Consider the following 12280-nt stretch of genomic DNA (forward strand, 5'->3'; position numbering starts at 1 on the left):
ATCGAAAACTCAAGGTTGTATTTTTGTGACAAAAATGCTGATGCTAGCTTTGGCGGCCAATGCATTCCATCAAGCGGCCTTGATCGCCCTTGTGCCGGTGTTGCAGCATCTTTTCGGCGTCAGCCTTGTGGCACTTGGTGCTTTGGTGGGGTTGGGCCTGCTCGCAGCAGCTCTTGCCATTCCGGTCTGGGGCCGTGTGGCGGCGAGCGGGGGGCTTGACCGGGCGCTGCGGCTGACGCTGACGGGTGCTGGGGCCGGTGTCATGATGATGGGCACAGGCATTGCCACAGCAGCATATGGCTGGCTCGCCGCCCCGCACGCCTTCGGGCTTCTGGCTGCGGGACGCATGATCTACAGCCTCAGCGCCCCGGCCATTCTGCCGCTGGCGCAAAGTGCAGGCACAGTCAGGACACCGAAGAACACTGGAACAGAGGGTGCAGCCCTTGCCGGGCACATCGGCCGGCTCAATGCCATGAACGGAATCGGACGCCTCGCAGGCAATGCCCTGATCGCGCCATTGCTGCTGCTGGGTGCCTGGGCGCCCGTGCTCCTGCCCCTGCCGATCTATGTGGCTACGCTGATGCTTTTCCTGAGAAAGGGCGCGGAAGCAAGTCCAGCCTCGCGGATTTCGCAGAAGGCTGAAACCGGCGCCCACAGGATGGGCTGGCGCCCCCTTGCCGGTCCGCTTGCCCTTGGCTTCACGCTTCAACTTGCCACCGGTGCCGCCTATATGCTGCTTGGCCCTGTCATCGCTCAGCGCCTGTCCCTTTCCCCGGCGGCCGCAGCCAGTGCGGCTGGGCTTTGCCTTGCCGTCTCGGTCGCCACGGGCATCGCCGTTCAGCTCGGCCTTGAGACGATCATCGGCCCCCGCCTTCAGGCAGGCCGCGTGGCAGGGGCATTCCTCTGTGCTGCCGGGCTCGGCCTTCTGACCCTTGCGGACAGCCTGCCGCTGCTGGCGCTTGCAGCAGCACTCACCGCCGCTGGTTTCTCGGTAACCCTCGGGGCCAACACGGCCCTGACACTTGCTGCCGAAGGCATATCTGCCGCAAACCGCGCCCTTGTTTCCACGCGCCTCAGCAGCCTGCAATTTGCCGGTCTTGCTGCGGGCTCCCTTGCAGGCGGTGTTCTGGGCTCCATCAGCCTCGACATGGCCCTTGCCGTTCTGGCGTGCGCAACCGCACTGACCGCCGTCACCATCCCCATTGTCACCCGCTTCAGCCGCAGCAGCGGCCCGGCACCTCAGCTTCCCCTCCCGGATCTGACCGCCGCCGCCCCTGCCCACACCCCTCATAAAGGAGCATCCAAATGAACCCCGTGTTCGAAATGCGTCCCGATGCCGCCCCCCTCCCCGCACTGCCGCTGGATGTTGCCGGTATCGGCATCGGCCCCTTCAATCTCAGCGTCGCCGCGCTGCTTGCCAGTGTGCCGAGACTGAACGCCCGCTTTTTCGAGAAGAAGAAGCAATTCACCTGGCATCAGGGGCTGATGTTTCCCGGCTCGATCCTGCAGACATCGTTCCTCAAGGATCTGGTGACGCCCGTCCTGCCGACGAGCCCGCATTCCTTCACCGCCTTTCTGGTGGAGAAGAAGCGCTTCTACGATTTCCTCTCCGGCCGCTTCACCGGCGTCACCCGGATGGAGTTCAACGAATATCTTCAGTGGGTAAGCGGACGGCTCGACACGCTCGCCTTCGGCGAGGAAGCCACGGCGGTGCATCTGGACGGCAACCGCCTACGGCTGGAATTTGCCAACAGCCGCACGGAACTGGCCCACAACCTCATCGCGGGTACAGGCATGCAGCCCTTCGTACCGCCCTGCACGGCCGCACATCTGGGGGCAGACTGCTTCCATGCGGGAAGTTACCTGACGCAGCCGCGCAACTTTAGCGGCAAGCGTGTTGCCGTCATCGGCGGGGGACAGACCGGGGCCGAGATCGTGCTGGATCTGCTGACCCGCCCCAGCGGCGCACCGCTCCACATCAGCTGGATCAGCAATCTGCCGCGTTTCTCGCCGCTGGAAGAGGGCGGTTTTGTCGATCAGGTGTTCACGCCGGGCTATGTCGCAGCCTATCAGACGCTGCCATCCGAGGCCCAGCGCAGCGAGATTTCCGCGCAGAAGCTTGCCAGCGACGGACTGACCCCGGCAACGGTGGACACGCTCTTTGCCGAGATCTACCGCCGCCGCCATCTCAGGGGCGAAAACTGTATTTCGCTGCTGCCAGGCCGCAATCTGGAGGCGATGGACCGGCAGAACGGCGGGTTCCTGCTGCTCACCCACGCCATCACCAGCGGCGAGAGCGAGTTGTTCGGTGCCGATGCGGTGATCCTGGCCACGGGTGCGCGCCCTGGCCTGCCCGCCTGCCTCGAGCCGCTGCGCCACCGGCTGGATTTCGATGTCAATGGCCTGCCGGTTCTCGATGCCAGCTACCGCCTGCAATGGGATGGCCCGTCCAGCGTCAGTCTTTTCGGCCTCAATCTCGGCCTGTCATCGCACGGGATTGTCGATCCGCAGATGAGCCTGATGGCCTGGCGCAGCGCTGTCATCATCAACGCCCTGACCGGAGAAGATCTCTTCGATGTCAGCGCCGGACCGGAACTGGTGGACTGGCCGAAGCGCCTCCCGGATGAAGCCCCGCTCACCCGGGCCGTTGGCTAATCCGGCCGCCACCATAGCCGCCGCCTGCCAGCCCCGCCCCGGTCCTGGCGGCGGCGGCTGATCTGATCCCGAGTGACGAGGACCCGACATGAACCAGCTTCTGCCTTCAAACCGGATGACGCCCGCTGCCGCGCCCATGGATGCCGTAGCCCTGGCCGATCATTCCGCTGCCAGCGCCTTTCTCAACGCGCTCCTGCGCGAATGGGACGGATGGTCTGCGCTTGGCCCGGACGAAACAGCGCGCCTTGAGGCGGCCTTCCCGGACGGCTTTGTCGGTTCAGGCGGGGAAATCCTGAAACTGCCGCTGGCGGACAGCGATGCGCTGCTGATCCACGCCCCAGCCCGCACCCCCTTCCGCACCGCCGTTCGCCTGCCCTTCTGCCTGATGGGCGCTGATGGCAGCCTGCGCAAAGTGCCGCTGGCTACGGCTCTGACCCTGCTCGTTACTGATCCTGTGGCAAGCGCGGGCGATGAAGCCCTGCAGATGAAGCTGCTGCAGCGGGTGATGGACAGTCGGCTTGCAGCCGAAGCAGCCTTCCGCGCCCGCCCACCGCTGGGCCTCGCCTCAGGCTGGACTTTCCAGCAGAGCGAGCAGGCCCTGACCGGCGGCCACGCCACCCATCCCAATCCGCGCAGCCGCGACGGGCTGGATCTGGAGGAGGCACGCCGTTTTGCTCCGGATCTGGGCGGACGCTTCCCGCTGTTCTGGTGCCTCGCCCACCGCTCCATCCTCGTCCTTACCAGCGGCACGGTGACCCCGGCAGAACAGATGTTGCGGGCGTTGGCACAGAACGATCCGTCCTTGCCACAAGAGCTGCACCAGCCGGAAGAGGGATTCTTGCCGCTGCCCTGGCATCCCTTTCAGGCGCCGAAGCTTCTTGCCCGTGCGGATGTCATCGCCCTGCTGCGCGAAGGCCTGCTGCGCCCGCTGGGTGAGCTGGGCCAGCCCTTTGTCGCCACCGGCTCGTTCCGGGGTGTCCATGCCTGGCATGCACCGTCCATGCTGAAATTTTCGCTCTCCCTGCGGCTCACCAATTCCCGCCGCACACTGGCCCGCAAGGAAGTGGAGCGGGGACTGCAGCTGGCCGAGCTGCTGGACGGCCCCATTGGCGAAAGCCTTGCCGCCGAATTCCCGCAAGCCTCCATCCTGTGCGAGCCTGCCTATGTGGCGCTGAAGGATGCCGATGGCGGGGCGCTGGAGGAAAGTTTCGTTGTCCTGCGAGATAACCCGTTCCGTGATGAAACCGCCGCCGGTCCGGTGATGATGGCGGGCCTGTGCGAGCAGCGCCCGGATGGCGCTTCTCCGCTGGGCGAACTGATCCTTGCCCGTGCGGCGCGCGATGGCGCAGCGGCAGAGGAGCTGGCGGAGAGCTGGCTGCGGGGCTTCCTGGATGTGGCGATCCATCCGCTCCTGGAAATCCGCGCCCGCTACGGCCTGCTTTTTGGGGCGCACCAGCAGAACATGACGCTGGCGCTGGATAAGCACGGCTGGCCTGCACATCTGTGGCTGCGCGACTGTCAGGGCACCGGCCATCTGACCACCCATCACAAGATGCTGGCAAAGCACCTGCCCGATATCGGCCGCCACGCGGAGAACGTGGTGCCGCCGGAGCTGGGTGACGGGCTCTTCTGCTACTACGTCATCGTCAACAATCTGATGAGCGTAATCGCCACACTGGTGCTGGATGGGCTCATCCCGGAAGAGCGAGCCAACCGCTGCCTTCTGACCTTCCTGCAGCGGGAGAAGGCACAGAGCCGGGGCGACACCAGCCTGCATGACTTCCTGCTGAACTGCCCCACCTGGGTGAGCAAGGGCAATTACCGCACCAGCCTGAGCAACGTGAACGAAGCCTCGGGCGATGGCTCGGGCCAGCTCGCCGCCTTCCTTGAAATGCCGAACCCGCTGCTGCCGCTGATGCGCGCAGACGGGAAGTGACACGGAGACAAGACCATGAACATTCATGCTGCCAGCACCACACAGGCGGAAGCCCTCGTGACCACCCGTCTCGACAGCACCGGGGAAACACCTGTTCTGTCGCTGCGCCTGAACGGAGCAGCGCCCGGCGCAGACGAGCTGACCGGCGCCGTACTGCGGGCACTGGAAGCGGCCTTTGCCGCTGACGGCAGCCTCCACCGGCTGATCCTTGATCCGTCCGGCGTGCCGCTCACCCTCCGCGATCTGCCCTTCGCCCATCCGGTCATGGGCGGGCTGGAGGTGCGCCGTGATGGCTTCTACCAGACAGACATGCTCTGGCTGGGACACAAGCCTGCGGGGCGGCTGCGCACCGGGCTGGTGCCGGGCCCTGATGGCCGCGACCACCCCTTGCGCCCGCCTCATCCGGTGGGCGTGGTCTATGAGCGCTATGACCCGGTGGCCGATCTCACCGTTTCCTTCCGCACCGTGGACATTGACCGGGACCTCGACATCTTCCACCGCTGGATGAACGACGGCCGCGTCGCCTATTTCTGGGAGCTGGCCTGGGAAAAGCCGAAGCTGCGCGACTATATCGCCGCCTTCGCGGAGCGGCCGCACACCTATCCGCTGATCGGCTGCTTCAACGGCGAGGATGCGGGCTATTTCGAGACCTACTGGGTGCGGGAGGACCGGCTTGGCCCCTTCTATGACAGCGGCCCCTGGGACCGGGCCTGGCACGGGCTGATCGGCGAGCGCCGCCATCTCGGCCGGGCCAAGACCGGAGCCTGGCTGCGCGGGCTCATCCACTATCTCTTCCTCGACTGCCCGATGACCGAAAACATCATGGGCGAGCCCCGCGTCGATAACTCCAAGCTTTTGAGCTACGCGCGCGAGGTTGGCTACGAAAAGGTCAAGGAATTCGACTTTCCGCACAAGCGCTCGGCCCTGATGCGCTGCACGCGCGCCCGGTTCTTCTCGGAGGTGCGGCTGTGAACGCGCCCTTCGCAGTGACCGCAGCCGCAGACAGCCGCAATGCCGCTGACGCCCGCTGGCTGGAGGTCTGCCAGACAGCTCTTGCCAAGATGCTGGACGAGCTGACCTATGAGGAGGTGCTGGCGCCGGAAGCAGAAGGCGACGGCGAATATGCCCTGCGCCTCAAATCCGGCGTCACATGGTGCTTTGCAGCCCGCACGGGCGCCTGGGGCAACCTGCTGACAGACCGCCGGACGATCCGCCGTGAACCGGCCGGGGCCATTTCACCCCTGCAGTTCACGCTGGACGCAAGGGCCGAGCTTGGAATGGCGCCGGAAACCCTCGCCACGTTCCTGCGCGAACTTTCCAACACCCTGCGGCAGGACGTGGTCCTGCGGCAGAAGATGGAAGGGCTGAATGCGGAGCGGCTGCTCGACTTGCCGGTGCATGTGCTGCACGGCTTGCTGGAAGGGCACCCCAAGGCCGTCGCCAACAAAGGCCGCCTCGGCTGGGGCGCGGATGACCTTGCCCGCTATTCGCCGGAGGCTGCCGAGCCCTTCTCCCTGTTCTGGCTGGCAGCCACCCGGCAGAATTGCCGCATGGGCGGAGAAGGCGACGAAGCGGCCTTCCTGCGCCGCCAGCTCTTAGAAAATGAGGCGGCAAAGCTTCTTGCCCGGCTGGCTGAAAAAGGGCTGAGCCTTGAGACCCATACGCTGATCCCGGTGCATCCCTGGCAGTGGGACAACGTGATCCAGCAGGCCTATGTTACGGATCTGGCAGCGGGTGATCTGGTGTTCCTCGGCAGCTTCGGCGGGCGCTATGTAGCAGGCCCCAGCCTGCGCACGCTCACCAGCATCGACCGGCCCGGCTCGGCGGATGTGAAGGTGGCGCTGACCATCCTCAACACCTCCGCCTGGCGCGGCATTCCGGGCAAGTACATCGCCATCGGCGCTGCGCTCTCTGACTGGCTGGAAGGCATCGTTGCTTCGGATGATCTGCTGGTCCGGCACGTCACGATCCTGCGCGAGGCGCGCGGCATCTGGTACCGGCATCCGCTCTATGGCCAGATGGAAGATGCACCTTATCAGCACAACGAAACGCTGGGCGTGATCTGGCGCGACAATGCCTCCGGCCGGGTGGGGCCGAACCGCCGTGCCTGCCTTTATGCAGCGCTTCTGCATCCCGATGCGGAAGGGCGGCCACTGGCCGTGGCCCATGCGCGCCGGGCCGGAATGGACTTCGAGGACTGGCTGAAGCGCCTCTTCGAAGTCAGCGTGGTGCCGCTCTACCACATGCTCTGCCGCTTCGGCACGGGCTTCATCGCCCATGGGCAGAACATCACCGTGGTGCTGGAGAGGGACATGCCGGCGGGTATTGCCATCAAGGACCTGCAGGGTGACGTGGATCTGGTCAATGTGGTGCTCCCCGAACAGGCGGACCTGCCGGATGAGGTGAGGGCGGTGCTGCCGTCGAAGCCCCCGGCCTATATCGTTCACAACATCCAGACGGCGCATTTCGTCACGGTTCTGCGCTTCTTTTCTGCCCGGCTCGAAGCGTCCGGCGTGCTGCCGGAAGACAGGCTCTACCGGCTTCTGGCGGATGTGCTTGAGGCTTATATGGCGGCCCATCCGGATCTGGCAGAGCGGCACCAGATGTTCGATCTGTTCAATCCGGCTATGCCGAGGGTTTGCATCAACAAGGTGCGCTTTGCCATCGGCTATGGTGATGCAGTCCAGCGCCCGATGCCTGCTCTGGGGACTGACCTGCGCAATCCGCTACACCGCTCCTGACATGTGACCTGAGCGCAACAGCGCAACTTTTGCAGAGCATTTCAATCAGTCTAAACTTGAATAATAAAATCATATATTGCAGTTATAGCGCCAACATCAGGAAGCCAGGCCACAAAAGCCAAGCCACCGCAGACCAGACTTCAACCGCACATGCAACAGGTGGCAGGCCATGCATTTCAAGACACTCGCGCTGACGACCACGGCGCTTATTGCGGCATTTCCGGCAATGGCGCAGGATGAGGCAGCACCGAAAGCTGCATCTACCCTCGACAAGATCGTCATCACTGCGGGGCGCAGTGAAAGCGAGGTCGGCACACTTGCGCAGTCCGTGGTCGTGATCGACCGCGCCCAGATCGAGGATGGCAATTTCGGTTCCACCGATGCCGCAGATCTCATTGCCCGTATGGTTCCGGGATTTGCTCCGTCAAACCAGACCCTTTCCGGTGCTTCGGAAACCTTCCGCGGCCGTGATGTGCTGATCATGGTTGACGGCGTGCCGCGCAACACGCCGCTGCGCGACAACTCCCGCATCCTGTCGATGATCGACCTGAGCACGGTCGAGCGCATTGAGGTCGTCAACGGTGCATCGAGCCTGTACGGCGCGGGCGCGACGGGCGGCACCATCAACTTCATTACCAAGCGTGGCGCGGAAGAGGGCATCCGCACCACCATCACAACGCAGGCAAGCGCCTACACCCAGGACGTGGGCAATTCCATTGCTCCTTCGGTGAGTGCCAACGTTGAAGGCCGCATCCGCCAGTTCGACTATTTCTTCTCCCTCTCCGGCGACATGACGCGCAAGGCCTATGATGGGCGCGGCAAGGAGATGGCTTCCGATGCCATGCTCGGCCAGGGCGGTGCAGACCGGACGAAGCAGGGCAACCTCTTCACCGGCCTTGGCTACGAGAACGAAAGCCGCCGTTTTGACCTGAGCTTCGACTGGACTTATCTGGAGCAGAATCCCGACTGGCTCACCAACTACACCACGACGCCGGTGTCTCCAGACTTCCAGTCACCCTATACCGGCGATCCGCTCAAGGAAGATTCCAAGTATCTGACTGGCAAATTTACCGAGAATGATTTCGTGCTCGGCAAGCTGGCGGTTACGGCATTCTACAATTCGATCGAAAAGACGAGCCCGTTCAACACACTCTCTGCTGTCAATTCGATCGTCTATTATTCGGGTAATCGCGCGTCGCCGACGTCACCCTATAATCAGAGCGTACTCAAGAGTGACCGCGCCGGTATCAATGCCACTGTGAACAGCCCGGTTGACTGGTTGCGTCAGGGGGCAAACCTGACATGGGGTCTGGACTACACCTATGACCAGACCACGCAGGAACTGACCGACGGAACCACCGTCATCTCCCCCATGACCCAGAACCAGATCGGTGCCTTTGCCCAGCTGGAATTGCCCGTCACCGACCGCCTGACCCTTCAGGGTGGCGCGAGATTTGATCAGTTTTATCTGGACGTGAAGAATTTCAACCGTCCTGCAGCCGTGCAGTACCGCTCGCCCACGGCCTACACGCTCTGGCCTGCCATCAATGTCCGGGGCGGCAGCTTTGAATACAACTCGCCGACCTACAATATTGGCGCCGTATTTGACCTGACGCAGGAGGCTCAGGCCTTTGCCAATTTCTCGCAGGGCTACTCGTTGACGGATATCGGCGGTTTTACCCGCCGCGCCGGTGTCAACAGCATTGGCGAGATCTGTGCCGCCTATGGCGCTCTGGCGCGCGCCTTCGGCTGCTCCGGCACTCCGTCCCTGGCCATCAGCTATGCCTCGATCGCGCCCAAGCCACAGCTGGTGAACACCTATGAAGGCGGCCTACGCGGCGACTGGGGCCGCTTCCGCGGTGCGGCGAGCGCGTATGTCTCCGCTTCGGATGATGGCGTCTCCTACAACGTGACCACTAATCAGGTCTCTCAGCAGAAGGAGAGAATCTGGGGCGTGGAAGCCAGCGCCGAAGCCGACATCTGGGACAATGTGACCCTTGGCACCGTCTTCTCCTATGTGGAAGGCAAGTATGACGCCAATGGCAACGGCCGCATCGATGGGGGCGAATACATGCCGAACAACCGTATCCCGAACAACGTCAAGCTGAATGTCTATGGCGAGGTGAAGTTCATGTACGACATCATGGCCCGCGCCGAAATCGAGCATCTGTCCGGCCGCAAGGAAACGAGCCAGCGCCTGCCGCAGGTCACCCTGCTGCATCTTGGCATGTCGAAGGACATGGGCAAGGCCGGCAAGCTGTCGCTGGGCGTGCGCAACGTGCTGGACACCTACTACGTCAACCCGGTGGCCAGCGCCGTGCGAGGCGCGGAAGTGCCGGGCCTTGGCCGCACGGTGGCCCTCACCTACCGCGTGTCGTTCTGATCCTGAAGCCTCCCGCAATCGCTTGCGGGAGGCTTGACCCTTTGCCGGAAAGACCAGTGCCATGCGGGATGCACCAGCGCCCCAAAGCCAGACAGCGCCACAAGAGAAGAGCCAGATCCGTCTTTATGTTACGCTGGCCGGGCTCTACCTGGCGCAAGGCATCCCGACCTATCTGATCGCCGCCGCCCTGCCGCCCGTTCTGCGCGAGCAGGGCGTTTCGCGTACGGCCATCGGGCTTCTCTCGCTGCTGATGCTGCCGCTGGTGGTGAAATTCGCCTGGGCGCCCTTCGTCGACCGGATCCGTCTTTTGCCCATCGGCCACCGGCGCGGCTGGATCGTGCCGATGCAACTCGCCTGCTCGGCCGCTCTTTTCGCCATGGCCTTCATCCAGCCCTCGGATGTGGTGGGGCTGTTCATCATCTGCATGGTCATTTCCGTTGCCATGTCGACCCAGGACATCGCCACGGATGGCTATGCCACGCAGAAGCTGACGGCAGCGGACCGGGGCATCGGCAACGCCTGCCAGGGCGGGGCAGTCGCCTTCGGCGTTGTCATCGGCGGCAGCCTGTCGCTGTTCCTGTTCGAGCACTGGGGCTGGCAGCCAACGTTGCTTTTCGTCGCCGCCCTGTCCCTCGTTCCCCTCGCCATGACCGTGATGATGGAGGAGGACGAGGACAGCGGCCCTTCCCAAACCAGCGAACGCTCCGCTGCTCCCCGGCCCTCGCTCCGCGCCTTCTTCCGCCGCCCGGAGGCCGTGCAGATCCTCATCGTGGCACTGGTGTTCCGCGCCAGCGAAGGCCTCGTCAAGGCGATGGAAGGGTCTTACCTCGTTGATATCAAGCTGCCGCTGTCCTGGATCGGCTATCTCTCGGGCGTTTCGGCGGCAACGGCCGGGCTTCTGGGTTCCGTGGTGGCCGTGGGCCTGATGCGCTGGCAGGGCACCCGCACGGCGCTGATCACGCTGGGAGGCCTCAGGACCATCTGCTTCCTGATGTTCATGGTCCATGCCCTGGGCATTTCGGACAGCATCTACACCGTCATGGGTGCAGCCGGGTTCCAGACGCTGATCCGTTACATGGAAATCGTCGTGCTCTATTCGCTGTTCATGTCCGTTGCCTCGAAGGATCAGCCGGGTACGGATTTCACCATTCTCGCCTGCGCCCAGCTGGTGGTCTATCTGGCTGGATCAAGCGCCTCCGGCCTGCTTGCAGACAAGCTCGGCTATGGCGCACTCTTCACCCTTTCCACGGTCCTGTCCGGCCTTGCCGTGCTGCTGACGGCCACATTGCTGCGCCGCAAGCCTGCCCCGCACATGTTTGAGGAGGCCCGCCCATGAACGGCCCCACCCCTTTGATCGCCTTCACCACGCTTCCCAGCGGCGCCCCAGTCGGCCTGCAGGAAACGCTCGTGTCCGAAATGCTCCGCAACGGCATGGACGTCACCCGCCCCTCCCCGGAGGAAGTGGTGCTGAACCTCGCCCCCAACACCGTTGGCCTCACCATTCATGAGGGCGAAGGGCTGCGCATCACGGTGCAGGCAAACGGGCTGGTTCCGCTGCACCGGCTGAAGCAGTGGCTGATGGAGCACCTCGAAGAGCTGCAGCCCGGCACGACCGCCGCCTTGCGCTGGTCCGACGATGACCTGCGCGATGACGAGGTGACTCCGCCCTACTTCCACGAGCTGACGGTGCTGAAGAAGGTGGCGCTCAGCCGCGTCCTCCTCCGCCTCACCTTCAAGGTGGAGGGGATGGAATGTTTTGGCAGCGACGGGATTCATGTGAAATTGCTGCAGCCGCCGGAAGGCCGCGCCCCTGTCTGGCCCCGGCTTGCCGCCAATGGCGCGCTGATCCTGCCTGAAGGGCCTGACGGGCTGCACATGCGCTACTACACCCTCAAGGAGACCCGGCCCGAAACGGCAGAGATAGACATCGACGTCGTCCGTCATGCGGGCGGCGCCGTCTCAGACTGGGCCGAGGCCTGCCGTGAAGGCGATGTGATCGGGTTGCTCGGCCCCTCCGGTTTCCAGCACCCGCCGCTCGCAGGCCCGCTGCTGCTTGCCGCCGATGGCACCGGCGCGCCGGCCGTTGCCCGCATGATCGAGGCACTGGCCGCAGACATGGAACGGAAAGGCAATCCCGTTTCCGGCGGCGGACACGTGATCCTCGGGCTCGGCACGGATGAAGAGGCGCTGGCCTATCTTCCCGCCGCCAACGTTGCCCGCCTCGGCCTGACCGTGCATGGCCTTGTCCCGGAAAGCTTCGATGCGGATCTGGAACAGGCCATCCGCACGGCCTTTGCGCAGAGCAAACCCGCCTTTGCCTGGTTCGCTGGCGAACAGCAGACCGCACAGCGCCTGCGCGCCCTGTTCCGCAAAGACTTCGGCCTCGGCAAGGGCAGCCAGTATGCGATTGCCTACTGGACGAAGGGCAAGACCGGGAGGGAGCGGTAGGTCGCTGGCATCATACGGCGGAAGAGGCTGTGAGCTGCCTCACCATCCTCATCCGGACGGAGCGAAGCGGAGATCCGCGACCGGTGAGCCCAAGCCTCTCGGTCAAAACCCATTGAA

At 64.0% G+C, this 12280-nt stretch carries 8 protein-coding genes; all 8 read left to right on the forward strand.

The window, feature by feature from the left end; genetic code table 11:
* Positions 1 to 34 precede the first annotated feature (34 nt).
* The 8 genes from OVA12_RS17350 (at position 35) to OVA12_RS17385 (ending at position 12163) form a co-directional block, all read left to right on the forward strand.
* The gene (locus OVA12_RS17350; RefSeq protein WP_268139518.1) at positions 35 to 1309 is read left to right on the forward strand and encodes an MFS transporter; all 1275 of its coding nucleotides are present in this window, start codon (positions 35 to 37) and stop codon (positions 1307 to 1309) included.
* Positions 1306 to 2655, forward strand: coding sequence for a lysine N(6)-hydroxylase/L-ornithine N(5)-oxygenase family protein (locus tag OVA12_RS17355; RefSeq protein ID WP_268139519.1), 1350 nt, complete (start codon positions 1306 to 1308; stop codon positions 2653 to 2655). Before OVA12_RS17350 ends, OVA12_RS17355 begins: the two co-directional genes overlap by 4 nt.
* 88 nt (positions 2656 to 2743) lie before the next feature.
* On the forward strand, positions 2744 to 4591 hold the full coding sequence (locus OVA12_RS17360) for an IucA/IucC family protein (protein WP_268139520.1): 1848 nt from the start codon (positions 2744 to 2746) through the stop codon (positions 4589 to 4591).
* Positions 4592 to 4606: 15 nt separating this feature from the next.
* Positions 4607 to 5563, forward strand: coding sequence for a GNAT family N-acetyltransferase (locus tag OVA12_RS17365; protein ID WP_268139521.1), 957 nt, complete (start codon positions 4607 to 4609; stop codon positions 5561 to 5563).
* On the forward strand, positions 5560 to 7332 hold the full coding sequence (locus tag OVA12_RS17370; RefSeq protein WP_268139522.1) for an IucA/IucC family protein: 1773 nt from the start codon (positions 5560 to 5562) through the stop codon (positions 7330 to 7332). The genes OVA12_RS17365 and OVA12_RS17370 overlap by 4 nt, the downstream gene beginning before the upstream one ends.
* A 169-nt stretch (positions 7333 to 7501) precedes the next feature.
* Positions 7502 to 9715, forward strand: coding sequence for a TonB-dependent receptor (locus tag OVA12_RS17375; protein ID WP_268139524.1), 2214 nt, complete (start codon positions 7502 to 7504; stop codon positions 9713 to 9715).
* A 61-nt stretch (positions 9716 to 9776) separates the two neighbouring features.
* On the forward strand, positions 9777 to 11051 hold the full coding sequence (locus tag OVA12_RS17380) for an MFS transporter (RefSeq protein WP_268139526.1): 1275 nt from the start codon (positions 9777 to 9779) through the stop codon (positions 11049 to 11051).
* Complete coding sequence (locus OVA12_RS17385; RefSeq protein WP_268139527.1) at positions 11048 to 12163, forward strand: siderophore-interacting protein; 1116 nt, start codon at positions 11048 to 11050, stop codon at positions 12161 to 12163. Before OVA12_RS17380 ends, OVA12_RS17385 begins: the two co-directional genes overlap by 4 nt.
* Positions 12164 to 12280: the final 117 nt, after the last annotated feature.

The sequence above is a fragment of the Pannonibacter sp. SL95 genome, from assembly GCF_026672425.1.
Taxonomy (GTDB): domain Bacteria; phylum Pseudomonadota; class Alphaproteobacteria; order Rhizobiales; family Stappiaceae; genus Pannonibacter.

What these genes read in the sequence shown, in the direction of transcription:
- OVA12_RS17355 (WP_268139519.1), top strand. Translation starts at nt 1,306, where the DNA reads ATGAACCCCGTGTTCGAAATGCGTCCCGATGCCGCCCCCCTCCCCGCA.
- OVA12_RS17385 (WP_268139527.1), top strand. Translation starts at nt 11,048, where the DNA reads ATGAACGGCCCCACCCCTTTGATCGCCTTCACCACGCTTCCCAGCGGC.
- OVA12_RS17380 (WP_268139526.1), top strand. Translation starts at nt 9,777, where the DNA reads ATGCGGGATGCACCAGCGCCCCAAAGCCAGACAGCGCCACAAGAGAAG.
- OVA12_RS17365 (WP_268139521.1), top strand. Translation starts at nt 4,607, where the DNA reads ATGAACATTCATGCTGCCAGCACCACACAGGCGGAAGCCCTCGTGACC.
- OVA12_RS17375 (WP_268139524.1), top strand. Translation starts at nt 7,502, where the DNA reads ATGCATTTCAAGACACTCGCGCTGACGACCACGGCGCTTATTGCGGCA.
- OVA12_RS17350 (WP_268139518.1), top strand. Translation starts at nt 35, where the DNA reads ATGCTGATGCTAGCTTTGGCGGCCAATGCATTCCATCAAGCGGCCTTG.
- OVA12_RS17360 (WP_268139520.1), top strand. Translation starts at nt 2,744, where the DNA reads ATGAACCAGCTTCTGCCTTCAAACCGGATGACGCCCGCTGCCGCGCCC.